The organism is Flavobacteriales bacterium (assembly GCA_016124845.1).
Lineage (GTDB): Bacteria > Bacteroidota > Bacteroidia > UBA10329 > UBA10329 > UBA10329.
Genome location: WGMW01000055.1, coordinates 42,684 through 67,969 on the forward strand (window position 1 = coordinate 42,684; position 25,286 = coordinate 67,969).

Consider the following 25,286-nt stretch of genomic DNA (forward strand, 5'->3'; position numbering starts at 1 on the left):
GCAGAGACGCGATTCATCGCGTCTACAGACCCAGTTCTTTGAGCTTTTGTTCAAGCTCACCTTCTTTGAAAGACCCTTCATAAAAATGGCGGGTCTTTTTTTGTGTGTTGACGAAAAGCGTGGCAGGAAGCGCACCGCTCCATTCTTCACTCACGCGTGGGATCCATTGGTTCGGTTTGGCCTCATCCATCAGCAACACCTCGCTTTTCAGTTGTTTTTCTTTCAAAAATGGAATCACTTTCGACTCAAGCTGCGAAACGAAATCGAGCGTTACAAGCAGCACTTTTCGGTCGGTTCCAACCGCGTTGAGATGGAGGTTTTCGAAGAACGGGAGTTCCTTCACACACGGACCGCACCACGTGGCCCAGAAATTCACCACGTAGGTGGTATCGCCACCATTTGCCAAACGCGTTTCCAATTGGTCCAAACCGATCACGGGAACCGTTTGCGCCTTTCCAAAAGAGGCGAAGGCAAATAGCAGAAGCGTTGCAGCAAACGGTTTAAACAGCTTTTGCATGGTAATCTTCGTACAGTAAACGCGTAATTCCATCCGAAAGCCCGAACTCGGGAACAATGATGTCCTTGATCTTGGCACGCTTCAAAATGGCACGGAAAATTTCGCACGCTGGAACAATTACATCCGCTCGGTCTGGGTTCAGTCCGAGTTTCGAAATTCGTTCTTCGTAGGTCATTCCGCGCAGCATGACGTGCAGTTCCTTCAACTTGCTGCATTGGAGCGGCATTCGTCCTGGAATCTCGGCCATTTTATACAGTTTGTTGATGTTGCCGCCCGAGCCGATCGCGTCCAATTTCTCTAAACCTGCCGTATTTTCTTCCACCCAGTTCAAAAGCTTGTCCCAGTATTGTGGTTCAACCTTATTGTTCAGCAAACGCAACGTACCGATACGGAATGAGCGGCTGGCCACAGGTTTGCTCTCGCTGAAAACAGTGAGTTCTGTACTACCACCGCCCACGTCAATGTAGAGGTAGCTGCGATCATGGAACAGCTTTTCCTCAAAATGGTTCGAGAAAATGATGTCTGCTTCCTTTTTTCCTTGGATGACCTCAATATCGAGTTTTGCGTGCTCTGAGATTCGTTCTACCAGTTCTTCTCCGTTGGTCGCATTTCGCATGGCGGAGGTGGCGCAAGCGCGGAACGAAACAACGTCATGCACACCCAGTAGCAGACGGAATGCTCTCATCGTATCAACCAGCTTTTCCGCCTTTTTGGCTCCAACGTGTCCGTGAACAAAAACATCTTCACCCAAACGGATGGGAACACGTACCAATGAGGCTTTTTTGAAAACAGGGCCGTCCGCACTTTCAAACACATTGGTTATCAGCAGTCTAACTGCGTTAGAACCGATGTCAATTGCCCCGAATTTCAGCACGCTCCCATTCATTTCAAGCTCCTTCAAAGTGAAGCCCGAAAGTACGTGATCTAAACAGGACGAACGGTTTACGCGACCTCTTTTGGGAAAAGCGAAAACAGCTTCTTTCCCTTGGCTTTGGTCACTTCCGCCCAACTGTTTATCGGCAGTTCGATGGCGAACACTCCGCAGGTTGGCAGGTTGTAAAGCGATTCTTCCTGCAATTGGTTGATGAGCGAGGTGAAAGATGGATTGTGACCGAAGATCATCAACGTTTCGATGTTGTCTTCCACGTTTGAAATGAGTTTCAGCAGTTCGTACGTGGAGGCTTCGTAAATTCCTTCATTCGCGCGAATGCGCTGAAGGGGAAAATCCAGTTTACGGGCAATGATGATGGCCGTGTTCATGGCACGAATGGCGGGACTTGAAAGGATCAGATCTGGAAACACATCTTTCTCGAGCAGTTCCTCGCCAATGGCGAACGCATCGTTGATGCCGCGTGGTTTCAGTGGACGGTAAAAATCTTCGAGATCGGGGTAGGCCCAACTCGACTTTCCATGACGAACAATGATCAGCGTTTTCATTGCAGAATCGAAATTAGGCACAATGACGGAAAACGCAGAGCGAAATAATGATTCCTTAACGAAGCGTTCTTATTGAACGCACATCACCCATCCTGCAAAGCACTCGCCCTTAGGCTGTAAGGGTCAGTCGCCCCAAACTCCCCTCCTGGTAAGGAGGGGTCGGGGGAGGTCATAACGGTCAAACAAAATTCAGCACATCCTTGCTTTCGCAGCGATAGGTGTTCAGCGAAGCCTTTTTCTGCTCATCGCTCAGCTTCAGCAACTGGGCAAGTTCTTCGTTAAGCTGCTCAGCATATTTGTCGGCCACAGGTTTTTCGAAGTAGAGACGTCCTGTTCTTCGAATGAGGAAATCAGAGAGTTCGGTGATCATTTCGTTTTCCACGCTGTACTTCAGTTCGGCCAAGAGAATGGCGAGGGTTCTGTCCTTATTTTTCCAATCGATGTTGGAAATGATCTCCAACGCATTGCTTCCGTACTTGTGGAAAAGGCTTGCCAGTTCAACCGATGTCAGTTCGGTTTCGCCCACTTCAGAGATGAAAGCCTTGAGGCTGTGGAAGGTTCCACCAGATAATTTCCTGCTCGAAGAGCGTGAAAGAATGAACGGTTGTTTTTGCTCCGCTTCCAATTGGCGCAGCGCAAGATCAACCGTGCGTTCGGCCATTTTACGGTAACCCGTCAACTTTCCACCTGCAATACTGATCAACCCATGCTTGGAAATGAAAATTTCGTCCTTGCGCGAAAGTTCAGAAGGCGATTTTCCATCCTCATGTATCAATGGGCGCAAACCTGCCCACGTGGACTGAATGTCCGCTTCGGTCAAAGGTTCAATGTCGAACGCATTGTTTGTTGCTTTCAGGATGTAATCCACGTCTTCTTGCGTTACGTGTGGTCGCTCGATCTTGTCTGAATAGTTGGTGTCGGTTGTACCGACATAGGTGGCATTGTCGCGCGGAATGGCGAAGATCATTCGGCCGTCAGGCACATCAAAATAAACAGCCTGCCGCAGCGGAAACCGCTCATGGTCGAAAACCAAGTGAACACCTTTGGTCAGATGCAGCCGCTTGCCCTGCACTTCCTCATCGTGCGACCGCACATTATCTACCCACGGCCCAGCCGCGTTAATGGTTCGTTTTGCTTTTATGCGGAACGATTTTCCCGATCTCAGGTCGGTCATTTCGCCACCCGCAATGTGATCGTTCTGGTAGATGAAGTCTTTGAATTCGCAGTAATTGAGAAGCAGCGCGCCATCTTCCGTAGCGGTTTTGGCCACCTCAATTACCAACCGCGCATCATCGCTTCGGTATTCCCAGTAAACGATTCCAGCTTCTAATCCCTCTTTCTTCAGAAGAGGTTCTCTGTTCAAGGTCTGCTTGCGGTCAAGAACGTTCCTGCGCTCGCTGCGTTTTACGCCCGCAAGCCAATCGTAGGTGTAAATCCCAAACGAAGCGGAGGTTTTCCCGAACGAACCATCTTTGGTTATCGGCAGCAGCATCTTCTCTGGAATGACCAAATGAGGCGCATTGTGGTAGACGGTTTTCCGTTCCTGTCCCACTTCGCGCACCAATCCGAATTCCAGTTGCTTCAGGTAACGCAGACCACCATGGATCAGTTTGGTGCTGCGGCTGCTTGTTCCCGCTGCAAAATCCTGCTTCTCTACCAACGCCACTTTCAATCCTCTGCCAGCGGCATCGAGCGCAATGCCAACACCCGTAATTCCACCACCGATGACCAACAGATCGAAGGTCTCGTTTTTGAGTTTTTCAATGATGGATGAGCGGTCGTTGGCAGAAAACATCAGGAGATTTTCAGCCCGCGAAGTTAAAGGTTCGTGTGCTTCGGTCTGAGTTCAAACAGACATTCTTAGGTTAATGTTTGAAAACGCTTGAATCAGGTTCTAAACTGATGTTCTCGTCATCGCTCTGGTAGGGCAACCATGTGATAATGAACTGGAACATCTCATCCGTGGTCTTCATGTCGCGGTCAACGGGTTCCACCACCGTTCGTGGTGGGTCATAAGGATTGTTCGGGTTGTCGAGCGTGTTGTCGTAAATGCCTTCGGCATGGATCACCGAGCCTTTCGGGATTTTCAGCATGTGATGGAACGTGTAGAAATACTGCCATCTGAAATCCCATTTCGGAATGGAAATGAGCGGGATCTCCTCCCCACTTGGCGTGGTTGCCCACGCTTTGAAACTGTGCCCGATGAGATGCATGTGCGGGTTGATGGTGAGCAACGAAATATCCTGGGGAACTGTGAAGTTTGTTTCCGCTTTCATTATCTCGTTGGGTGGCACCACCAAAGGCGGAACAACCTCCGAAATTCCGAATGTGCCAAGGATCCATTCGTGTATCGGGCGTTTGGGCGGGCCATCGGCAAAGAACACGTTGAAATACGAATGATCGTACGCATCGATAGGGCTGGGGCCATAATGCATGTTCTTGACGAGGAAAGCCGATTTTCGGGTTACCTGATATGAACCGATGCCCTCGGGATAAATGGCGGGCAGTACGCCTGGCAGGTAATTGCTCACCGAAGGCGTGAGAGTTGGAAACGTGCCGTCATCGTTGGCTATGGCCAGTGCGCGGTACGATTCCATGCTGTTTCCGTCCACATCAGTTACCACGTGTGGGCCTTCAAAAACGTCTTTCTTCTTGTTGAAATCGTAAGTGAGCAAGTGGCCGTTCATGTGATGCACGAGGTCGCGATTGCCAGGCACAAACTCGATTAAACGGATGAATGTGTCCTTCGGCAGTTCAAACGGCAATGTCATCACCATGAACTTGTCGAGGTTGTTGCCTTCAATGACTACCGAATCCTTCAATTGCACCACCAGATCGGGTTCACCGAACATGGAACCTTCAGGAAAATGTGGTGGTGCAGGAGCAGTTCCTTCGCCCGCTTCACGGCCGTCTTCCACCCATTTTGCAAGCATGGCGATCTGCTTTTCTGTGAGGAAACGCTCACCCACAAAAGAAGAATAGTGCGGGTCGGCAGGCCAAGGTGGCATGTAACGGTCGGAGGTCACATCACGGATCATCTTGGCGCGTTTGGCCACATCTCGATACGTGATCATTTGAAATGGAGCGCCTCCATTCGGCCGATGGCAGGGCGTACAGTTCTCGTAAATGATCGGGGCCACATGCTGGTTGAACGTGACCTTTTCGGGAAGGTCGAAATGCTGTTTTTTGAGTTGACTGCAGGACACAGACAGAATGAAGAGAAACAGCCAACCGTAATTTTTCATTCGATGAGACAACCTTTGGGTTCAGTTCGTTTCGGTTCAATGGGTTCTCCATCACGCCAAGCAACCAGCGCATTTTCGAGATAATGGTCGGTAACCTCCAGTTTCTTCTTACCAAGGTCGTTCACCCAGTTGTCAATTTTGCCGCTATAGATCTTGTCTCCATCGCGGTTCAAAACCACCACTTCTGGAGTAACGGTTGCGTTGAGTGCATGCGCCAATCGGTTGCCGTCATCAAAAAGCATTTTGAAGCCGAGGTCATATTTCAATGCAAAGGAATCGACCTCGGCAGGCGTAAACCATTCCTTTGAATAGATGCCATAAAAAACGATGCTGTCAGATGCGAAATCCTGCTCCAAATTCCGCATCGCCAGCGTGTAATTGATGCATAGTGGACATTCAGGCGAAAGGAAATAGATGACAGAAAGCGCATTCTCTCTGGGGTTGATGTGTGCCTCAGCATTCGCGACATCTGTCAGTGGAATGGTCTGAATATCAGGCTTGCTGGCGCATCCAGCAATAAAGAGAGCCGAAATGAAAATAAGCGACCGCATGGGTCAAAGGTCAAAAGATCGGGCGAAAAATCCAGTCAACGAATGGACGGTAGGGCTTGAAACCGTGTAAGGGTTTGCCGTGCTCGTAACGAGTTTGGATTGTGACAAACATCAATGGCGGCTGTCATGCTGAACTCGTTTCAGCATCTATTTTCATAGTTTTTGGGTTAGACCCTGAAATAAATTCAGGGTGACGCTCTGCAAGTGGATTACAGTTCATTCAAACTCCAATCGTATTCATAGAACGAATATTTAGGATTGAGTTTGATTTTCTTGAGCAGATATTTCTGAATGAACGGGATCACATGGTCTTTGCCTCCGAAATCGGCCGCGTACCAATCGAATATCTGTGAAACCTGTGCATTCGACCCGCTCAAGTGGATGAAATCAGGGTCGTTGATGATGGCTCGTGTCTGACTTTCCAATTGCGTTTCGAGTTCCTTTCCGTTGTAAGCGAACGAGGCCAGTTTTGGACAACCTTTGGCGGCACAGACCAATACGAAATGCAAGCGTGGGTCGGGAAACTGCTTCATCAGCATTTCCTTTTCAAGCTGGTTGAGCGTCACTTGTTTCCCTCTCAGGTTGAAGGTCTGCTTGTCGAAGAAACCATCCACTTTCAGCGGGCCTTCCACGGGGTAATGGTCCACAATTCCCTTGATGACGAATGTGTTGTACGCGTTGATGAGAAAGGCTTTTTGGTCATCACCTTTTTTTGCGGCCGCATTGGCAATTGCCTTCAGCAGGGTATTCAGCTCGGTAGGATTTTTCTTGATACCCGAATAATCTACGAGACCATCCTTCACATTTTCGCTGAAAAACGAATTGAACTCCTGCGCATGAACAGAGAAAAAAGAAAAAAGAAGAAGGAAAAAGGGGAAAAGAGTTTTCATGCGAAGCGAAGGACGAAATCCGTGCCAGATCACCATGGGTTTTCGAGGTCTTTGGCTGTGTAGCGATGCTGCCTGAAGATGAAATTGCTCTTTTCGGGAGCGTGTAGCTGAAGCGGGTCTTTTTTGCCCATTCGCGAGAAGAAAGCAATTGGCGTTAGCACCAAATAATAGACAATGAAAAGCAGGATGGCCGCATTCACCTTACCGATCTTTTCTCCGATCCAAAGCCAAGCCTTGTCTATGATGACGGCCGCCTTTTCGCTTAGAGCAGACAGAATCAGGACAACAAGCGCAAGGATGAGAAAGGCAATTGTCTTTTCCTTGAAAAGCATATGCAGACCGCAGAAGCCCGCGATCATTACAAGAATGTTCTTGTAAACCTTTTGCATCAGAAAAGCGTGTAAACGAACGGAGCAACGGCTGTTCCGCCACCCATCACGATTAGAATTCCGAGCAGAAGCAACACGAGTACAATCGGTGTGAGCCACCACTTTTTGCGCTCCATCAGGAATTTTATGAGGTCAGAAAACGCTTCCATTTCAAATATTTCTCACGAAGTTAATTATCCTTTTTCATGGCAATGAACGAGCCGATGGCCAGCACATCCATTTCGGTGTTCAGAAAACCGTTGATGGCATCTTCGGGCGAGCAGACAATGGGTTCGTTGTTCACGTTGAAACTGGTGTTGATGGTCAGTCCGTGACCTGTTTTTTCCTTCATTTTAGAAAGGAGCAGGTGCATTTTCGGGTTACTTTCTTTGCTCACGGTCTGAATACGTCCCGACATGTCCACATGCGCTACGGAAGCAAACTCAGAACGCACGGTTTCCAGCTTCTCTTTCCACGGCAATGAGCTGTAATTCGCGGGCAGGGGATTGTGCCATTCGCTCTTCCATTGGTGCACTTGTAGCATGTAGGGTGAAGGCAGTTTCACATCGAAATAGCGTTGCAAATCTTCCTCGAGCAGAATGGGCGCAAACGGGCGGAAACTTTCGCGGAACTTGATCTTGAGGTTCACCTTTTTCTGCATTTCGGGATTGCGCGCATCGGCAATGATGCTTCTACAACCCAATGCTCTTGGACCGAACTCCATTCGCCCTTGGAACCAACCGATGACATGTGCTGAAATGATCAGGTCACTGACCTTGTCCGTCAATTCTTGTTCGCTTTCAACTTTCGAATAGTTGATGCCTTTTGCTTTCAACGCAGCTTCAATCTCCGTATCCGAATATTCACTGCCAAGCAATGAACCTGACATCGCATCAGGCCGAACAACGGTTCGTTCATTCCCTTCGAAAATGTGGTAAACGGCCAATGCTGCACCAACGGCTCCACCCGCATCTCCAGCCGCTGGCTGAATGAAAACTTCATCGAACATGCCGCTGTCAATGAGTTTTCCGTTGGCAACGCTGTTCAATGCCACACCGCCCGCCAAGCAGATGTTCTTGCAACCCGTATTCTCCTTGGCGGTGGCGGCCATTTTGAAGAAAATGTCTTCGGTCACTTGCTGAATGGCCAAAGCCATATCGCAATGCTCGCTCAGCATTTCGTCTTTCGCCTCACGCTTTTTCAGGCCGAACAATTTCTGCCACTTGTCGTCCTTGGCCATGCGAAGGCCCGTGGCGTAGTTGAAGTAGTCTTGATTGAGCCAGATGGAACCGTCATCGTAGACGGTTACCAGGTTATTGGTTATTAGTTGCCTGTACTTCGAGGTTCGTTCGCCATCGGGATTTCCGTAAGGCGCCAAACCCATCAGTTTGTATTCGCCCTTGTTCACCTCGAAACCGAGGTAGTACGTGAAAGCGGAGTAGAGGAGACCCACCGAATGCGGGAAATTCATGGTGGCGAACATTTCAATGTCCTTGCCCGAACCTTTGCCGATGCTGGCGGTGCTCCATTCGCCCACGCCATCGATGGTGAGGATTGCGGCCTCTTCAAACGGAGAAGGATAAAAGGCCGAAGCAGCATGAGAAAGGTGATGGTCAGGAAAACGGATCGGAATCTTTTTCGCCTCTTTCGAATCAGAAATCTCCTTCAGTCCGTTACGAATCTCACGCTTGTGAAACAGCTTTTCGCGAAGCCAAACAGGTACGGCTTTATGGAATGATATGAATCCGCTGGGCGCAAATGCGTAATACGTTTCAAGTAAGCGTTCGAATTTCAGAAGGGGCTTGTCGTAGAATGCAATGGCATCGACATCCTCCAACTTCAGATTGGCAAATTCCAAGCAGAAACGAACCGCATTTACGGGGAATGAAGCATCTTGCTTTTTCCGCGTGAAACGCTCTTCCTGCGCTGCCGCGATGATCTTTCCATCAATGATAATGGCCGCAGCGGAGTCGTGGTAAAATGCCGAGATGCCGAGGATGGTCATACGAGCGGTGCTGATGGGATGAGGAAATCGGTGAAATTGTCGCGGTTTACAACAGACCCCCCGGTCTTGTAATTCTCTTTGAATTTAGGGGGGATTCGCGGTTTCTTCTTCGGATTCCACTTGAACTCAAAAGCGGTAAGTTGCCCATTCCGTTCCTCCAAATAATCAACCTCCTGTTGATGGGTCGTTCGCCAAAAATAGCTTTTACCCAAAACACGGTGTGTCTGCAGGTATTTGATGCGTTCGCTGATCAGAAAATTCTCCCAAAGCGCACCAACGTCCTGTCGGAGTTGAATTGGATTGAAATTATCGATCACCGCATTTCGGATGCCATTGTCGTAAAAATAGACCTTCCGACCTTGTTTGATCTCGGTTCTAAGATTTCGACTGTATGCCGGAAGTGTGAACACGACAAACGCCTTTTCCAGCAGGTCGATGTAAGAAGAAACCGTGTTCTTGTCGATGTTGAGAAGTTGTGCAAGTTCATTGTAACTGACCTCAGAACCGCATTGCAGTGCCAATGCCTGAACAAGTTTCTGTAGTACATCGGGTTTCCTGATGCCGGCCAAGGCAAGAAGATCCTTGTACAGGTAACTTGAGCTTAACTCCTGCAAGACCGGTCTTTCATCTCCGATATTGTTCAACACATCCGGGTACATACCGTAGACCAATCGCTGCTCCAATTGTGCCTGCACCGTGAGAAAATCATTGTGATGCTGCCATTCTTCCCAGGTTATCGGATAAAGGTTGAATTCCCATTTACGACCTGTGAGCGGTTCATTGACGGAGTCGCCCATTTCCAAAGCAGATGAGCCACTGACCAATAATTGAACTTGTGGAAACCTGTCGGTGATCATCTTCATGGTCAGTCCACCATTGATGATCCGTTGGGCTTCATCAATAAAAACCACTTTGTGTTCACCGATGACGCTGCGCAGTTGCTCATAACCCACATCGGTAAGCTGTTCGCGCGTTCTTGGGTCGTCCCCATCAAGGTAGAGGTACTCTCCGAGAGAGGATGCCAGTTTTTTGAGCAATGTGGTTTTTCCCGTCTGGCGAGGCCCGGTAAGTACGATTGCCTTGCCCGAAAATACCCGCTTTTCCAACTGCGGGAATATGATACGTTCAATACGGTTCATCTTCTTCTATTCACCAAAAATACGGTTATTTGGTGAATGAACTCACCATAAATACGGATATTCGGTGAATAGGAGATTATTCCTTTTCCCAATCCATCGTGCGCTCCACCGCCTTTTGCCAGCCTTTGTACAGCTTCTTGCTTTCAGCTGATGACATGTTTGGTTTGAACGTTCGGTCGATGGCCCAGTTCTTCGAAATCTGATCTTTTTGATAGAAGCCAACCGCAATTCCAGCTAAGTAAGCCGCACCAAGAGCGGTCGTCTCTATTACATGCGGACGCTGCACTTCCGTTTGAAGGATATCTGATTGGAACTGCATGAGCAGGTCGTTGGCGCATGCACCGCCATCCACACGAAGAGCGTTCAGCGTGATCTTCGAATCTTTTTGCATCGCATCCAAAACGTCTTTTGTCTGATAGGCCAACGATTCAAGCGTTGCTCGGATAATGTGCTGTTTGGTTGTTCCACGAGTGAGGCCGAACATGGCACCACGGGCGTACATGTCCCAATAAGGCGCGCCCAATCCTGCAAATGCAGGAACCACATACACACCATCGGTGTCATTTACTTTCATGGCGTAATACTCAGAGTCGGGCGACTCATCGATCATCTTCAAGCCATCGCGAAGCCATTGGATGGCCGCACCTGCAATGAACACCGAACCTTCAAGTGCATATTCCACTTTTCCGTCCAATCCCCAAGCAATAGTGGTTAAAAGACCTTGCTTGGATTTGACGGGGTTTTCGCCTGTGTTCATCAGCATGAAGCAGCCCGTTCCGTAGGTGTTCTTGGCCATCCCAGGCTCAAAACACGCCTGACCGAACAGCGCAGATTGCTGGTCACCAGCAATACCTGCAATGGCAATCTCGCCACCGAAAAGTGATTTATCGGTTTTACCGTAAACCGAACTGCTGTCTTTCACTTCTGGAAGAACCGATTCAGGAACATCAATCGCTTTCAGCAGTTTCTTGTCCCATTTCAGTTCGTTGATGTTGTAGATCAATGTTCTTGAGGCATTCGAATAATCGGTGACGTGCGTTTGGCCTTTGGTCAGGTTCCAAATGAGCCAAGAATCAACGGTTCCAAAAGCCAACTCGCCTTTTTCAGCCTGCTTTCGCGCACCTTTCACATTATCAAGAATCCATTTCACTTTGGTGCCTGAGAAATAAGCATCGACCACCAAACCTGTTCGGTTTCGGATGTCTTTTTCCAAACCATCGGCTTTGAGTTTATCGCAGATGGAAGCCGTTCTTCGGTCTTGCCAAACGATGGCGTTGTAGATCGGTTTTCCTGTTTTTCGGTCCCAAACAACGGTTGTTTCGCGCTGGTTGGTAATGCCGATAGCCGCGATGTCCTTCGCTGAAACAGCGTTCTTTTTAAGTACATCCTGCGCAACCTCCAATTGGCTGCTCCAGATTTCCATTGGGTCGTGTTCCACCCAACCGCCTTTCGGGAAATATTGCGTGAATTCTTTCTGCGAAACGCCCGCAATTGCACCTTTTTTATCGAATAGGATTGCTCGTGAGCTGGTGGTGCCTTGATCTAAGGCAAGAACATATTTAGCCATGAATTGAGTTCAAAGTTTGTGGTTCAATATTCAAGGTCAGTTGGTCGGGATTTGGGTAATTGGTCGGTAGCAGATTGATTTTAAAAGGCAGTTCCATGCTTGTCAATTCCTCTACTGTTCGGTCAAGGAGTCCGTTTTCATTGCAGTAATTATACGTCAATTTCAGATAGCGTCTAATTACCATCAGAGGTAGAAATTGCCCACGAAACTCCATCCATTCCATGAGGTCCTTTTTTCCTTTCGAACTATTGCACGAACGGCATGCATAGATTAGGTTCTCTGCATTGTCCTTTCCTCCTAATTTTTGCGGGAAAACGTGGTCTAACGCCAGTTTCTCAGTAGAGCCACAGTAATTACAGATTTGTCCTGTTTGAAGCTTGATTTTCTCATCGTCAAAAATCGTCCTCATATTCATCGTTCCCTCTTTCAGACCTTTGAACAGCTTGGCTCTGACCATGTAATTGAACCTTCCGTATTTGACCTGTTTCTTATCAACTGCCGTATGAGCCATGGCCAGATTGGCGTATGAATAATAGATATGTTCCCGAACAATTGTGCCAGCAGGTATTGCCATTGGCTTCAGCCTTTTAGTTTGGCCCGAAGGTAAACGGGTTGGTGGTCGGAGAATTTGAAATCGAGGTTGATGACCTTGACCGCCTCCACCGAAATATTCGGGCTACAGAGATAAAAGTCGATGACCTGCGTTTGTGTTTCTCCGGCAACGTAAGCCTTTTCCAAGTTTCGGTTGGTAGGGTAGGAGGTGTCAAATGCCCACGTCCAGCCATCCAGAAAATCCTGCGGAACTGCTCGATCTCCCGTTCCTGGCGCATGTTGGTTCCAATCGCCTCCAACGATCACGTAGTTTCCCTTTTCCTCTTCCGTTATCAGGAAATCTTTCAGGAAATCCATTTCGGCCTTTTTCAACGAACCATCGTCATACGCGGAATTGTGCGTGTTGATGATGACCAGTTCCACATCGTTGTACGGCATGCGCTGCACCATGAAACAGCGGTCGAGGAAATAGATACGGTTCGGCCAAGCGTAGCTTGATGGAAACTGATAACGCATGGCGTTGGTGACCGTAAAACGGTTGAAAGAGGCCAATCCGCCCATCACTTTACCCATGGGTTCCGTAAATGGAATAGGTACAAAACGCACATTATAGTTGAGCGTGAACGAAGCGTTGAAATGAGGAAGCATGGAACGCAGTTCGTTATACTCGTTAAACTGCCAGCTTCGCTTAGAAAGCGTGTCTACTTCTTGTAGAAGGAAAACATCCACCGAATCATTATTCTTTACAAAACTGAGAACGCCATCCAGATTTTTTCGGACAGTTTCCTCCTTCATCCGCACGGTTTTTCCGCCATCATAGAAGAAGTCCGACTCCTCTCCCAATCCGCAATAACCCACGTTCCAGTCGATAAGGCGGACAATGCTGTCTGGCCGCTGCGCATGAGTTGCCCGAATGGCCACCGTTTCCTCTTTCGGAGGCTGATAATCGGTCATGGTTCCGTAAATAAGGTTGCATACCACCCACAGAATGGGCAGCAGAATGATGAAGAGTGCGGTACGGAGGCTTTTTTTCATACTGGGGTTATTTCACAAAGATGCATAAACGTAGCTATTGGAAGCGATGAACGGAATTCCGTAGGAAGCATTATTCGGAAACAAAATCCGTTGGATTGCGTCTATATTTGGCATTCAAGCGAAAAACAGAGATGATACACAACGAGTACACGTGGAAGTCGAAGACGGGAATTACGGTTTACGGACAGTCGTGGTTGGTAGAGAATCCGAAAGCGGTGGTCGGTATCGTTCACGGAATGGGAGAACATTCGGGCCGATACAATTACATGGTCGATGCATTGAATGCCGCGAATATCTCGGTGGTTTCCTACGATCAGATCGGTCATGGAAAAACGCAGAGCAAGCGCGGACATGTGGCCAACTACAATATTCTTCTTGGCTGCGCCAACGAACTGGTAGCGAAAATGATCGAGCTGGTTCCCGCTAAACCCGTTTTTCTGTTCGGGCACAGCATGGGCGGCAACGTGGTGCTCAACTATCTGCTTCAGCGCAAGCCAAGGATAAATGGCGCCATTGTTTCTGCGCCTTGGTTGAAATTGGCATTCGACCCACCAGCCATTCAGGTGAAGCTCGGAAGATTGGTAAGTAATATTCTGCCAGGATTGCTGCAATCCACAAAATTGGATGTGACCGCCATTTCGCGCGACCCGAAAGAAGTGAAGCGCTATTCTGACGATCCGTTGGTGCATGATAAGATCAGTACCGCGTTTTTTGTGGGAGTGCATGATAGTGGCGAGTGGGCACTTGAACATGCATCGGAACTCGAAACTCCGTTGTTGCTGTATCACGGAACGGGCGACCAATTGACCTCGCATGATGCATCAAAGCAGTTTGCCGAAAAGGCTGGGAGCAATGTGACCTTCAGGTCTTTGGAAGGATATTACCACGAAAGCCACAACGAGGCGGAGGCCGATCGTCAAGAGGTTTTCAAGATGATCATCAACTGGATCAACTCCCACTTGGGAAAGTAATTCCTGAATAAAAGTTCAATTGGGTTTCTGAGAGCCGATCACGGTTCAGAAATGTTCTCTGGGTTCACCTCGGTTTTGGCCGCATCCAAGTCGGTCTTATAAAGTGCTTCGGTAATGATGGCCTCGCCCTTGTAGTAGAACACATCGCCCCAACTGTGGGCTATTTTCTTGAATGTGGTCTTCGTTCCGTAAATGTCAATGACTGTGGTTGTGATCACATCACCGCCTTTCTTCTCAACCGTGGTCGTGTAAGTATTTTCCTTGCGCTGTTCTCTCACTCGCGCAATCTCCGCTTGCTTGGCCGCTTCTTTTGCTGCCGCGAGGGAGTCTATGCGGGCCTTTTCGCGTCTTTCAGCCTCCTCCTGTTGACGCAATCGCTCAACTCTTGCAGCCTCTTTTGCTGCGGCAATGGAATCCATGCGCGCCTGTTCGGTCACTTCGGCCAATCGCTTCGCCTCTGCAAGTGAGTCCAGAACTGCCTTCTTGCGTGCCTCTTCCGCCAAGCGAGCGGCTTCCTCGGCTTTTCGTTGCGCTTCTTTGGCTGCCGCCAACGAATCAGCAACGGCCTGCTTGCGCTGACGCTCCAACTCCTTGGCCAGTTCTGCTGCTTTGCGCGCAGCCTCTTTTGCCGCATCTATCGAGTCTTTCTCAGCCTGACGCTTTGCAGCCTCGGCAGCCAATTGACGTTCCCGCTCCAAGCGTTCCGCTTCTTTCACAGCGGCCAAGGAGTCAGCCTCTGCTTTTTTGCGCTGCTCTTCCAGTTGCTTTGCCAGCTCCGCAGCTTTTCTTTCGGCCTCTTTCACAGCCGCCAGCGAATCTGCTTCTGCCTGTTTGCGAGCTGCTTCCAGCTGTTTGGCCAGTTCGGCTGCTTTTCGTTCCGCCTCCTTCGCGGCAGCCAACGAATCAGCTTCGGCCTGCTTTCGTTTCGCTTCCAGTTGTTTCGCCAACTCAGCAGCGTTTCGTTCTGCTTCCTTCGCGGCTGCCAACGAATCTGCCTCCGCCTGTTTGCGTTTTGCGTCCAGTTCTTTCGCGAGTTCGGCTGCTTTCTTCTCCGCATCTCTTGCGGCAGCAAGTGAGTCGGCTTCGGCCTGCTTTCTCAATTTTTCAGCATCCTTGGCCTGTTGCATGGCCAGTTTTTCCGCATCGCGAGCAGCAGCAATCGAATCTTTTCTGGCCTGTTCTACAGCGTCCGCTAAACGGTCGGCTTCCGAGATTGAGTCCTTCCGCGCCTGCGCAGCCAGATCGGCTAAGCGTTTGGCTTCGGCAATAGAATCGGCCTTGGCCTTTTCGGCCGCTGCGAGTCGGTCTTTCTCCGCTTGCTGCGCGGAGGCCAAAGAATCCTTTCGGGCTGCTTCCAATGCGGCCAGACGTTTGCGTTCCTGTTCTGCAGCTTTCAGCGAATCGAGCTTGGCCATTTCTCTGTCCGCTTCTTCCTGTCGCTGTTTATCGCGCTGCGCTTTGATCTTGGCCAAATGCGCTTCTACAGCAGCCAGCGAGTCGATGCGCGCTTGCTCCTTGGCCGCCAGCAGCGAATCCTGTCTGTGTTGCCAGTTGGCAATGGAATCGGCCACAAAACGCTCGCGGGCGCGGGCAATGGAATCCAAACGGGCTTTTTCGCGTGCTGCGGCCATCGCCTTGATGCGCGCCTCCTCTCTTCGCTTGGCGGCCTCCTCTGCCGCTGCAATCTCTTCTTGTATGCGACTTATATCGCGGTTCACCGCTACGAACGAACCTGTTCCCTTATTGAACATGACGCCTCCGCCCGTTTCTTCCCGTATGGTATTGCCTTCGTAGTCTTTGCGCATCTTCTGAAGGTCAAGCGTCACGGTTTGTGTGTATTGGCCGTTGGTTCCTTCGGGGACTTCGGTAAGTACTGTGATGGTGCGAGTGGCGTAGCCCTTCTCCGAAACACTTACCACATATTCGGTTCCGAGGTCGAGCGTGGCCACGAATTTCCCTACGTTGTTCGCATACGAGTATTTCAGTCCGCCATCTACCTGAAAAATCTTGACCTCTGCGTCTCCCAGCGGCTCGCCTTCTTTGGTCACGTTTCCGTTCAGCACCAATTTTCCGTCCTGCGCCTGAGCAGCGAAAGCAATAAAAAACGAAAGCAGTATGAGCGAGTGTCTGACCAAGAGGAAGGAAGTGTTCGCCAAACGCAGAGAAATGCTATTTGTTATCTATCCCGAAAAGGGCTTGCAAAGGTAATAAAATGCCATTCTGGCGCATTCTGGTAACCTTCGAAGAGGATGAGCGTTTGTCGATTGGTCGCAAATTAGACCGATTTCGTCTAAAAGTGGAAACATCCGACCGCTGGAAAGTGTAATACAGTCACCAAACGAAAGAAACAAGGCCAGAGCCGAATTTAGAATCAACAAAAGCTCTATTACGATGAGAACTGATACGAACGGAAACGGAAAAGAGAGAATTCTGATCAAGGCCAATTATCAATTGGTACCGGTCAATTTGGATGAAATTCTCTTCATCAAAGCATTGAGTGATTATGTGATCATTAAGACCACTACAGGAAAGTACATCACGCTTTCTACTATGAAGGAGATGGTCAGTTCGCTTCCAGAGGAAGTGTTTGTACGCTCTCATCGATCATTCATTGTCAACCTGGACAAAGTTTCGGCTGTCAAAGGCAGTACGATTGAAATACGCGACAGCGACATGCGTTTCAGCGTTCCGATCGGTCGCGCATACAAGAAGGAATTCAAAGCTTCATTGAACGCTGCATAAGCAGTTTCATGGGTTGTAGGTTGGAAAGCCGCTACCGTCCTCAGACGGAGCGGCTTTTTTTGTTGATTCTATTTGGAACGGTTGTTCCCGTGTTTTCAATTCAACCAAAACCTAACTGGCATAGTAAACTGAACAGCGACAGGCTGACCCCGTTGGCGTCCAGGCGTGAATCCTTTAATCAGACTGATCACTCGCAATGCCTCTTGGTCGAGTGCTTGGTTTCCAGAACTGCGGACCACTTGAGGGTTGATCACAGAGCCAGTCTGATCAACTACGTAGGAAACGTAAGGAGTTCCTGAAATCCCTTTTGATTTTGCTTCTTCTGGGTAGACCGTATTCTCCGAAATGAACTGAAGCAATGCGGCATCTCCTCCGGGATAGGTTGGCATGTCTTCGACAATTACGTAGGTGTCAGGTTCAGTTTGGAGAGGTTCTTCAACCACCATGCTTGATATGTTGGTCTCACTACACGGAAATGCCGCCTTTCTCAGCTTTTTCAAGGTAAGCTCAATTTCCCGTTGCCGTCTGAACTCATCCTTATAGCTGGCAAACAACTCTTCCCGTTGCTTCATCCATGCTTCCCGTTTCTGACGTGCTTGGGTCGCCCAGATTATCGCTTGTTTTGCCTGTTCCTCTTTCCAAGCCAAATGCCGCTTTAGCATGCCAAAGTTTGCATTTACCCTGCGAAGGTCGTTCTTGATGTCTGCAATTGAAGCGGTGGCCATTTCGAACCGGATACTGGGATCTTGGTAAGGATCATAGTGCTTTAACCCCCACATATATGTAGAATCAATCTTCGCGATGGCAAATACATGTGTCTTTGATGAGGTCTTTTGATTCTTGGGAAAGACTGCCCTGAATCCGTTAGCTGTAGGAATAAGATCTGTGTAGGTGTTTATTGCTCCGAGCCATTGGGTCACTGAGGTGTTTTTGGGCCTGTTTTGAACAGTGATCTGTGTTTCGGTCGTGCCACCATCCAACAGTTTGTAATATCGGTCTATGTTGCCCCAGCCCATGTTGGCCCAAGGAATCGAATAAACGTTTCCTGTCGCGACACTCGGGTTCGGTAGTGATCTGAATAGGCTGGCATTAGCTTCCAAGCGCCCGCTTGTTCCTGTTGCCTGTTCATATAGGGCATCAAGCTCCCTCTTGTTCTTTTCTGCCAACTCAGCGGCCAATTGCCTGCGGGCTTTACTCAGTTCCCCTGTTTTCTTCACGTAATACTCGGACAGCCTTTTTTGGTAAAGTGGGGCATCCTTCACGTTCGTCAGTTTTTCTCTCGCCCACAGTTTGAACGTTTCCTCGTATCCGTCATCAACCATTTCGGCTACAAGTGAGTCGGAGATATAAAGGTCTTTTGTGAGATGATTCAGGTAGATTTCCACCAAGGGGTTTCCGTCTTCCAGTTTATGAAGAAGCGCAATCCTTGCCTCAAATTCTTTGGTTGCTATGAAGGTTTGGCTGTATTCTTCCGTCTTGATGGCCTCAACGGTAGTGGGTCTGATTCCGCAGGCAATTTCACTTTTGGCATAATCGCGAGTTTCACCACCAGGACTCCAGCGTTTCGGTAACGTTCGTTTGTCCTCTTTTTCAACGTTTTTCAGAGAATAATAAAGGCTGTCAATAACCTCAGCAGAAGCCGTTTTGTAGTTCAAGAACGGCATATTGCCTTTTACCTCGGCCTCAAATCCAGGAGGAAGAAAGTCAAGATCAGCCAACGGAAGCCTCACCAAGTACTTTTTCAACGGGTTGGGGTCAACCCAATTGATGTTTCCAGCCTTATCCACAACACCTTTGAAAGCCATCATTCCCATTTTCTTCTCGGTTGTTGGAATTTCGATGTAAAGTGGCCGTTTCGGGTTGATGTTGGCCACTTTCCCGTCAACCGTGGCTTCGGTATAGAACATGCCGCCCGACTCCAGCGGGGCACCATTGGAAACAGTTTTGAGCTTATAGAGCACCATTTCCTGAATAGAAAGCGCCTCAACAAGTTTGAATTCGACCTTGCCACTCAACGGCTTTCCGTTCTCATCAACAAACGCATCCGAAGGAACGATCACCAGCATACCGTCCTTTCCTTCAATGGTGGCTCCCTCGCCACTTCGAAATTGGAAGGTTTGAATGTCGGGTTCCGTCCAAAGCGTGTGGCCACCAAGTGTGAATGCATGTTCGGCCACTCGCTCTTCGTTTTCCGTTGTTGGTTGGCTTTCCTGTTTTTTTGATGGGAGCGACTTTACAACGGGAACAACTTCCACCAATGTTGTGTCTACTGTTTCTTCAGCTGTATCGAATACTTCCTCGTGTCCGACCAGTACGGTAGTTGCCTCTACAGGTGATTGCTTCAAGGGGGTTGATGCAGGCCAAAACAGCCACAGCAAGGCACCGATTCCGACCATGATCATACCTACAATGGCCGACTTTCCAAAACCATTCCCTCCTTTCGAATTGCGCTCGATCTTTGTCCTCAACTCATGTCGGAACACAGCCTTTCTAAGCGCGTCCATGTTCTCAGTAAGTCCTTGCAATTCCGCGTCCGTTGATAGTTCCTGTTCAAAGGCCGAACGTTCGGTCTGACTCATTTCATTGTTGAGGAATCTCTCAACGCGCTCTATGTTTTCAAGTTCGTTTCTCATGGCTCAGGCGTTTTTAGGGTGGTAATTGGTGGCAAGGCGAATGGCCTGTTCCAGGCACTTGTATTTCTGTGTTTTGGCTGAGTTGACACTCGAAAAGCCCAACTCAGAAGCGATTCTCGACATCGATTCTTTCTTCAGGTAGAAGCGCTTCAGTATTTCACGGCACCGCTCAGCAATCTCCGCAAGCACGCGCTCCATCGTTTTTATTCTGTCTTCTTTCTCATGGTCGTAGCCAAGGTCTTCATTGGTGAGAATGAGCGTGTCTGGCCACTCCAGTTCTGGATTGTTCTGCCGTTTGCGCAGTTTGTTTTTCCACAGTAATCGATTGATTCCGTAGAGGTAGGTTGTAAGTTTTGAGGACTGTTCAAATGCTGGGTCGATCACTTTTTCGATGAAGAGGATAAGCGCATCATGAAAGATTTCCCGCGCAGCGTTGCTGTCTCCACCAGAGGCTCTGATCAATGCTTCAATTTTCGGATACTCTCGGTAGAGTTGTTTTATTGGTGCATCGTGGTTTCCGTTCCGGATCTGTTTAACTATCTCTTCGTCCTTCATGTGTCGGAGGTTTACTACTTAATGTTTGGAAAACAAAAAGGTAACCCCGTCATAGCGAGAAAATTGCGCAGTCTTTATTCTCCGACCGTTCGGATCGAAGAGAAGCACATTAAAAAGAAGGGAAATCAGTACACCACAGCACTATCCAAATAAGCGGAAACGCTTGAAAGCTGAACAAGACCCAGACCTTGCTTGTAATAGTTAGTGGAAGTGTGCACGGTTCCGGTCGTGTCAGTTTTGAATGAGGTGATTTTCAAAAGGTCAGTGTAAGAACAACCGTTTTGCGAGTTGAGATGTGCGGCAAGATCATCAATAACTATGGAGTCTGTCGATGCGGTTGTCCAATGCATTCCAGTAGTGGGGTTAGAAGGAATATAGACCTCCTCAGCACTTAAAGACACGCTCCAACGGTAAACCTGGCCATTCTCTTCTCGGTAGTAATCATGAATGGTTCCGAACGACCCGGTTGTGACCATATGGAAATAGTCCTTTCCATTGTTCTGCTGGGTTTGTTCCGTTATTGCCAACTGAAACCATTGGTTGCTCGGCATCTTGTATATCCAGTAGCTGTTCAGCGAAAGCGGGAAATAGGACGAACCGCCATTGCCTGTGCATATAAAATCAGGACTTAGAACGCTCGAGTCTGTGATGCAGGCATTACATGGTCCGCCACAATCAACACCTTCTTCACCTTGGTTCTGAATACCATCAAAACAGGTTCCGCCAGAGGTATCGCATTTAACACATGGGCCACCGCAATCAACGGCCTCTTCGCCATTGTTCTTTTTCCCATCGTAACAGGTTTCTTCGCAAGAGGAAATGGCTGCTGTCAGAAAAACGAGCAGGAAGAACAGACCGATCCAATCGATGATCCTATGTAAACGGCCTGTGCGATTCATTATTGGAAAAGTACGTTGCCAATAGTATACAGATCGGCAACCGGGTTTACACACATGGTGGCAATCTGTGCATCGTTGTTGATCACCTTCTCCTCATCCGGACCCAGAACGATCTCAGAAACGCTAACATCCCCATCGTCAGTAAGGATTACGATGAGGTCTGCGTTGACCTGCGAGGCATATTTGATGGTCTGTTTGGCGTGATTGCCATCTGCATGTGCTACTTTATAGTCAACGCCATTCTTTTTGAACATGTTTTCTGCCCAAGCAATGTTGTTGTTGCGGGCATTGACGAGGAATTCATCGGTTTCGTGGCTTGCGAAAAGATGCACGGTGGAACCGAAAAACTTTGCCATCGAAACAGTATGAATGACCTTCTGCTTTGTTTCTCTACTGGCGTCAATCGGGAAAACAATGGTCTTATAACCGTGGTCGGAAACCGTCTTTTTCTGAACAATGATAACAGGAACGGGAGAGGAAGTGATAACCTTTACTGCCCAAGCACCGGTAATGTGCTGCATACCAATGACACCATGCGTTCCCATTACCAGCAGCCGTGCTCCGATCTCCTCGGCCACTTCACCAATAGTTGTGAAAATCGAACCTTCTCGAAGATGAAAATCTGCTTTCACACTATACTTTGATGCGATCTCGGCCACCTCGGCCTTCATTTTAGCATTCAGGTCATCCAATGATTCACCCGCCTTTTTCAGTTTAGATTTCGTGTCCTTGTTTACAATGTGAACAAGTCGAATCTCATCACCGGCAACAGACGCAACTTTTGCGGCATGATTGATTGCAGTTTTAGCGGCTGCTGTAAAGTCTGTTGGAACAAGGATGATCTGATTTTTTTCTGCCATGATTTTGGGTTGTGTTTAAGCGGATGCTAAATTAAATCTTGTGTTGGTTCAAAACCACACTATTGGTCATAACCTGCTACGATCGATCTTATTTTTTCAAGATGTTGCTGTTTTGGCTGTTGCCTGTATTTTCGGCCATACTCGGTGTGATATGAGTGTTGTTGTAAAAATCCGAGTTGAATCCGGTTCCAGGTCTCAACTGTTTCAACCACACCAAGTGCCTGCAATTCTTTGAAAAGCGTTGATCCGATCTGTTCGAAATCGTCCCTGCCCAGGTAGTCCAGGTCGGCATCGCACAGGATTTTCGACAATTCATTCTTGGGGTCCTGTGGCACTTTAGTGGCCATGATCATTTTGCACACGGCCTCAATCTGCTCTTCTGAAAATCCAAATTCCGGCAGCACGTCCTTTGCAATTTCGCAGCCTCGTTTCTCGTGTTCTCTGTGGTCGTAAAGAAAACCGCTGTCATGATATGCAGAGGCCACCAGCAGCAGATTCAACAATTCGCCTGAAATGCCTTCGGCTTTTGCAATGCGCTCCGTGGCCTCCATTACGTCCAAGGTATGATGATGACCATGGTACGTCAAATGTTCAGGCAGCTCCTGCTCAAGTCGGTCGAGTATATGTTGAATGGCTCCTTTGTTATCCATCGGATGGTTCAAGAGAGGCAAATAAGCATTTTTTCGGTTAACAGCAATGAATGTAATAGACATAAAAAGAAAAGCCCTGCAAGTAGCAGGGCTTTCATCTCCGACCAGCACGAAAAGTACTATTCAGACTTTCGCATTGGAACTTTTGATTCCGATTTTGCTGGAACTACTGCGTCCAGTGGGGTTACGCTCTCTTTGAGAAGGCCATTGGCTTTCGGAGAACTTGAACCAGCGTTTGAATTCATGTCGAATTCCCCTTCGATGCTTGTGTCGTGCGTTGGAGCATCTGGTGTTGCCTCCAATCGTTCATGTATCATCTTATCGGCTGCGGGAATGAGTTTCGATTTTTCTTTGGCAGATTGAGGAACAATCAATTGATCGAGCATGTTCTGCGGTATAATTTCCGGCAGTTGCTCTTTTTGAGCAGCAGGTTTATTGTTCACTTTCGCCATGGCTATCCAATCGAAATCCAATGGATTGGATCCGACCTTTCTCACACGGAATCCATTGGCATTTTTTTCAACGACCGCCATCTCGGCACCCAACGCATTTGGGGTTACACTGACCACGGGCACCTGACCGCTGGAAAGCTGTTCTATGAAGGAAGGGTCAAAATCAACCCATAATGACTCTCCATCTACAGTCCCACTTCCAAAGTCGCTGATTTTGTTTTGTCCACGACCCTCTTTTAGTGCCTTGATATCTTCTCGGTTCTGTTTTACACCTACCATTGACATGGAGGCCAATGCATAGTTGTCAATGCCACCGAATTCGTTATCCTGTAGATAATCTGGTGTTTCATCCAAAATGAAACCAAGGTGGTATTGTGGACGATAACTGGTTTCTGAGCCTTCAATCAGGTCGTCTGTTTCGGTTTTGTACTTGTACAAGGATGGTTTCATCCTGTCGATATCGGTAAGGATCAGATTCTTGATTGCTCCGTTACTTTCCACCGGGTGTATGTCGCGTTTCAAATCTCTTTGAGACATGGTAATGTGACTGGTTGCATAAACATATCTCCACCAGTTTTGAACACGCCCGATGTAGCCCCAACCGGCACTTCCAGAACGAAGGTGTGGGTCGCTTCCATAACTGTCAAACCACATATCATAACCACTTGAAGGGTTATCAAACCATACGTAATCGATAATATCGACACGGTTGTCCTCTTCGTCATAAATTGTGTTTGTCGTCAAGTTATTAACATCGTATAGATTGTTGTCCTTTATCACAAGGTCTGTGTTGGTGTTGATGTAAATGTAGTCGGTCGCATCGGGTTCGTAGAACCGGGTCCAACTGTTTCGGGCATGAAGCATGATCCAACGGTTGTTCACATCGTTATACAATCCAACATTGGTGGTTCCGTCAGACATTAGCGCGAATCGGCCGTCTATATTGTAGCCTTCCCATCCGCCTTTACCTCCGTCACTCTGTGTCTGAACCGTGCCGTAGTCACCAGAAATTGCCCCCTGTCCAGCCCCGAATGTGTACTGATTATCATCGTAAAGCATCACAGAGTTGTCTCTGTAAACTCGTACAGCCCAATTGCCATCAGCGTCCAAAAGACCAAAGTTCACGTTATCACCGCTTGCGTACAGGTAACCTTGAAGAGCATCATTACCATCATACACTTTGATACCTCCAGCGGTAGTGTTGCCATACCTGTATCGTAGGTAACTACTGTTACCTTCATCAACAAATCTTAGGTTATCATTAAAGTGTACCTGATTGGCATAGTTGACTTCGTTATTGTTCATGTGAATGTGTCCCCCCATGCTTAGCCTGTAAGAGTCCGTTCTTGGTGTTGTGTTGATACCGACATTGGTCGAAAGACGGATGTATCCGTTTACATCCAGATCATAGGCCGGGTTCGTGTTACCGATACCTACATAATCGTTGACATTGGTCGGGTAAAGGTCTGCTCCGTTCCGTGACCAAAAACCAGAACTTCCACTGGTAGGTTGACCTGTCCCCAGATTGCCACTGGCATCAACCGTAACTGAACGGATTCCTGAGCCCGATAACGAACCGATTCGGGTAGCACCAGTTCCTCTAAATTGAAATCCTCCCGCATCGCTGTCTTCCCCAAAATACTGTGTGGCAGAGGTTGTGAGTCTGTTTATTACGAATGCGACCGATGTGCTCGCGCCACCCATGTATAACCTTGGATAATCATTCGCACTACTTGCGAATTGGTATGAAGCCGCACCGTCCAATGGTCGTACATCCAGTTTAGCCGAGGGGGTGGTGGTTCCGATTCCGATGTTTCCAACATCCGAAAACCTCATTCTTTCCGTCCCGTTAATGGTTACTCCCATCTGATTGTCGGCAGGCTGGAAAAGTCCGGTATTCACGTCTCCAGCGAAGTTCACGCTGGGATCTGATGTTGAGCCATCATCAAATGTTATCTCGTTCATTCTTGCCGAACTGTTGATGTCGATGTAATATCCGGTATTGTCCCAGTCGATGAGCCTGTCGGCAAGATAGAGGTCATTTGTAGAAGAGCTTGATGCCCCTACGAGCACATTGCCCGCATCAGTTATCCTCATTCTCTCGGTTGCGGATGCAGACCCGGATGTTCCGGTCGGTTTTGTGAGGAAAGCGAGGTGTCCTCCCTTATTTGAGTTTCCCTGATCCTCGGAGGCGATCCCTCGGATGACAGCGCTCGCA

General features: G+C 48.4%; 22 protein-coding genes. 2 read left to right on the forward strand and 20 right to left on the reverse strand.

Features of this window, described 5'->3' with window-relative positions:
* Nucleotides 1-22: 22 nt before the first annotated feature.
* From GC178_17540 to GC178_17600, 13 genes are all read right to left on the reverse strand, one after another.
* The gene (locus GC178_17540; GenBank protein ID MBI1289373.1) at nt 23-517 is read right to left on the reverse strand and encodes a redoxin domain-containing protein; all 495 of its coding nucleotides are present in this window, start codon (nt 515-517) and stop codon (nt 23-25) included.
* Nucleotides 501-1,403 (reverse strand): exopolyphosphatase, encoded by a 903-nt coding sequence (locus tag GC178_17545; protein MBI1289374.1) that lies wholly within the window; start codon nt 1,401-1,403, stop codon nt 501-503. Before GC178_17545 ends, GC178_17540 begins: the two co-directional genes overlap by 17 nt.
* A 56-nt stretch (nt 1,404-1,459) precedes the next feature.
* On the reverse strand, nt 1,460-1,954 hold the full coding sequence (locus tag GC178_17550) for a histidine phosphatase family protein (GenBank protein ID MBI1289375.1): 495 nt from the start codon (nt 1,952-1,954) through the stop codon (nt 1,460-1,462).
* Nucleotides 1,955-2,132: 178 nt separating this feature from the next.
* Entirely contained in the window at nt 2,133-3,749 is a 1,617-nt protein-coding gene (locus GC178_17555) for an FAD-dependent oxidoreductase (protein ID MBI1289376.1), read from the reverse strand.
* 70 nt (nt 3,750-3,819) lie between these two features.
* Nucleotides 3,820-5,199 (reverse strand): hypothetical protein, encoded by a 1,380-nt coding sequence (locus tag GC178_17560; GenBank protein ID MBI1289377.1) that lies wholly within the window; start codon nt 5,197-5,199, stop codon nt 3,820-3,822.
* The gene (locus tag GC178_17565; protein MBI1289378.1) at nt 5,196-5,750 is read right to left on the reverse strand and encodes a redoxin domain-containing protein; all 555 of its coding nucleotides are present in this window, start codon (nt 5,748-5,750) and stop codon (nt 5,196-5,198) included. Before GC178_17565 ends, GC178_17560 begins: the two co-directional genes overlap by 4 nt.
* 209 nt (nt 5,751-5,959) lie before the next feature.
* On the reverse strand, nt 5,960-6,676 hold the full coding sequence (locus GC178_17570; GenBank protein MBI1289379.1) for a DUF547 domain-containing protein: 717 nt from the start codon (nt 6,674-6,676) through the stop codon (nt 5,960-5,962).
* Entirely contained in the window at nt 6,670-7,029 is a 360-nt protein-coding gene (locus tag GC178_17575; GenBank protein MBI1289380.1) for a hypothetical protein, read from the reverse strand. Before GC178_17575 ends, GC178_17570 begins: the two co-directional genes overlap by 7 nt.
* 169 nt (nt 7,030-7,198) lie before the next feature.
* On the reverse strand, nt 7,199-9,013 hold the full coding sequence (locus GC178_17580; GenBank protein MBI1289381.1) for a hypothetical protein: 1,815 nt from the start codon (nt 9,011-9,013) through the stop codon (nt 7,199-7,201).
* Nucleotides 9,010-10,152 carry an AAA family ATPase gene (locus GC178_17585; protein MBI1289382.1) on the reverse strand — a complete coding sequence of 381 codons (1,143 nt, stop codon included), beginning with the start codon at nt 10,150-10,152 and terminating at the stop codon, nt 9,010-9,012. Before GC178_17585 ends, GC178_17580 begins: the two co-directional genes overlap by 4 nt.
* A gap of 76 nt (nt 10,153-10,228) precedes the next feature.
* The gene (glpK, locus tag GC178_17590) at nt 10,229-11,719 is read right to left on the reverse strand and encodes a glycerol kinase GlpK (protein MBI1289383.1); all 1,491 of its coding nucleotides are present in this window, start codon (nt 11,717-11,719) and stop codon (nt 10,229-10,231) included.
* The gene (locus GC178_17595; GenBank protein ID MBI1289384.1) at nt 11,712-12,293 is read right to left on the reverse strand and encodes a hypothetical protein; all 582 of its coding nucleotides are present in this window, start codon (nt 12,291-12,293) and stop codon (nt 11,712-11,714) included. Before GC178_17595 ends, glpK begins: the two co-directional genes overlap by 8 nt.
* Before the next feature lie 5 nt (nt 12,294-12,298).
* Nucleotides 12,299-13,306 (reverse strand): endonuclease/exonuclease/phosphatase family protein, encoded by a 1,008-nt coding sequence (locus tag GC178_17600; GenBank protein MBI1289385.1) that lies wholly within the window; start codon nt 13,304-13,306, stop codon nt 12,299-12,301.
* A 131-nt stretch (nt 13,307-13,437) separates the two neighbouring features.
* Between GC178_17600 and GC178_17605 the strand changes: the two genes are divergently transcribed.
* Entirely contained in the window at nt 13,438-14,277 is an 840-nt protein-coding gene (locus tag GC178_17605; GenBank protein ID MBI1289386.1) for an alpha/beta fold hydrolase, read from the forward strand.
* A gap of 38 nt (nt 14,278-14,315) precedes the next feature.
* Here GC178_17605 and GC178_17610 read toward each other — a convergent pair whose 3' ends face one another.
* Nucleotides 14,316-16,412, reverse strand: coding sequence for a hypothetical protein (locus GC178_17610; protein MBI1289387.1), 2,097 nt, complete (start codon nt 16,410-16,412; stop codon nt 14,316-14,318).
* Between the two features lie 256 nt (nt 16,413-16,668).
* Between GC178_17610 and GC178_17615 the strand changes: the two genes are divergently transcribed.
* Complete coding sequence (locus tag GC178_17615; protein MBI1289388.1) at nt 16,669-17,019, forward strand: hypothetical protein; 351 nt, start codon at nt 16,669-16,671, stop codon at nt 17,017-17,019.
* 95 nt (nt 17,020-17,114) lie between these two features.
* On the opposite strand, the gene GC178_17620 is transcribed toward GC178_17615, so the two are convergent.
* The 6 genes from GC178_17620 to GC178_17645 all read right to left on the reverse strand — a co-directional run bounded on the left by GC178_17620 (nt 17,115) and on the right by GC178_17645 (nt 25,165).
* Complete coding sequence (locus GC178_17620) at nt 17,115-19,652, reverse strand: TonB family protein (GenBank protein ID MBI1289389.1); 2,538 nt, start codon at nt 19,650-19,652, stop codon at nt 17,115-17,117.
* A 3-nt stretch (nt 19,653-19,655) separates the two neighbouring features.
* Entirely contained in the window at nt 19,656-20,207 is a 552-nt protein-coding gene (locus GC178_17625) for a hypothetical protein (protein ID MBI1289390.1), read from the reverse strand.
* Between the two features lie 125 nt (nt 20,208-20,332).
* On the reverse strand, nt 20,333-21,106 hold the full coding sequence (locus GC178_17630) for a hypothetical protein (GenBank protein ID MBI1289391.1): 774 nt from the start codon (nt 21,104-21,106) through the stop codon (nt 20,333-20,335).
* Nucleotides 21,106-21,966 (reverse strand): hypothetical protein, encoded by an 861-nt coding sequence (locus GC178_17635; GenBank protein MBI1289392.1) that lies wholly within the window; start codon nt 21,964-21,966, stop codon nt 21,106-21,108. The genes GC178_17630 and GC178_17635 overlap by 1 nt, the downstream gene beginning before the upstream one ends.
* Nucleotides 21,967-22,025: 59 nt before the next feature.
* Nucleotides 22,026-22,616 carry an HD domain-containing protein gene (locus GC178_17640; GenBank protein ID MBI1289393.1) on the reverse strand — a complete coding sequence of 197 codons (591 nt, stop codon included), beginning with the start codon at nt 22,614-22,616 and terminating at the stop codon, nt 22,026-22,028.
* 119 nt (nt 22,617-22,735) lie between these two features.
* Nucleotides 22,736-25,165, reverse strand: coding sequence for a hypothetical protein (locus tag GC178_17645; protein ID MBI1289394.1), 2,430 nt, complete (start codon nt 25,163-25,165; stop codon nt 22,736-22,738).
* Between the last annotated feature and the right edge of the window lie 121 nt (nt 25,166-25,286).

What these genes read in the sequence shown, in the direction of transcription:
- GC178_17585 (MBI1289382.1), bottom strand. Translation starts at nt 10,152, where the DNA reads ATGAACCGTATTGAACGTATCATATTCCCGCAGTTGGAAAAGCGGGTA.
- GC178_17545 (MBI1289374.1), bottom strand. Translation starts at nt 1,403, where the DNA reads ATGAATGGGAGCGTGCTGAAATTCGGGGCAATTGACATCGGTTCTAAC.
- GC178_17620 (MBI1289389.1), bottom strand. Translation starts at nt 19,652, where the DNA reads ATGAGAAACGAACTTGAAAACATAGAGCGCGTTGAGAGATTCCTCAAC.
- GC178_17575 (MBI1289380.1), bottom strand. Translation starts at nt 7,029, where the DNA reads ATGCAAAAGGTTTACAAGAACATTCTTGTAATGATCGCGGGCTTCTGC.
- GC178_17600 (MBI1289385.1), bottom strand. Translation starts at nt 13,306, where the DNA reads ATGAAAAAAAGCCTCCGTACCGCACTCTTCATCATTCTGCTGCCCATT.
- GC178_17605 (MBI1289386.1), top strand. Translation starts at nt 13,438, where the DNA reads ATGATACACAACGAGTACACGTGGAAGTCGAAGACGGGAATTACGGTT.
- GC178_17630 (MBI1289391.1), bottom strand. Translation starts at nt 21,106, where the DNA reads ATGAATCGCACAGGCCGTTTACATAGGATCATCGATTGGATCGGTCTG.
- GC178_17550 (MBI1289375.1), bottom strand. Translation starts at nt 1,954, where the DNA reads ATGAAAACGCTGATCATTGTTCGTCATGGAAAGTCGAGTTGGGCCTAC.
- GC178_17635 (MBI1289392.1), bottom strand. Translation starts at nt 21,966, where the DNA reads ATGGCAGAAAAAAATCAGATCATCCTTGTTCCAACAGACTTTACAGCA.
- GC178_17540 (MBI1289373.1), bottom strand. Translation starts at nt 517, where the DNA reads ATGCAAAAGCTGTTTAAACCGTTTGCTGCAACGCTTCTGCTATTTGCC.
- GC178_17595 (MBI1289384.1), bottom strand. Translation starts at nt 12,293, where the DNA reads ATGGCAATACCTGCTGGCACAATTGTTCGGGAACATATCTATTATTCA.
- glpK (MBI1289383.1), bottom strand. Translation starts at nt 11,719, where the DNA reads ATGGCTAAATATGTTCTTGCCTTAGATCAAGGCACCACCAGCTCACGA.
- GC178_17625 (MBI1289390.1), bottom strand. Translation starts at nt 20,207, where the DNA reads ATGAAGGACGAAGAGATAGTTAAACAGATCCGGAACGGAAACCACGAT.
- GC178_17615 (MBI1289388.1), top strand. Translation starts at nt 16,669, where the DNA reads ATGAGAACTGATACGAACGGAAACGGAAAAGAGAGAATTCTGATCAAG.
- GC178_17565 (MBI1289378.1), bottom strand. Translation starts at nt 5,750, where the DNA reads ATGCGGTCGCTTATTTTCATTTCGGCTCTCTTTATTGCTGGATGCGCC.
- GC178_17555 (MBI1289376.1), bottom strand. Translation starts at nt 3,749, where the DNA reads ATGTTTTCTGCCAACGACCGCTCATCCATCATTGAAAAACTCAAAAAC.
- GC178_17570 (MBI1289379.1), bottom strand. Translation starts at nt 6,676, where the DNA reads ATGGTGATCTGGCACGGATTTCGTCCTTCGCTTCGCATGAAAACTCTT.
- GC178_17645 (MBI1289394.1), bottom strand. Translation starts at nt 25,165, where the DNA reads ATGAGGATAACTGATGCGGGCAATGTGCTCGTAGGGGCATCAAGCTCT.
- GC178_17580 (MBI1289381.1), bottom strand. Translation starts at nt 9,013, where the DNA reads ATGACCATCCTCGGCATCTCGGCATTTTACCACGACTCCGCTGCGGCC.
- GC178_17560 (MBI1289377.1), bottom strand. Translation starts at nt 5,199, where the DNA reads ATGAAAAATTACGGTTGGCTGTTTCTCTTCATTCTGTCTGTGTCCTGC.
- GC178_17640 (MBI1289393.1), bottom strand. Translation starts at nt 22,616, where the DNA reads ATGGATAACAAAGGAGCCATTCAACATATACTCGACCGACTTGAGCAG.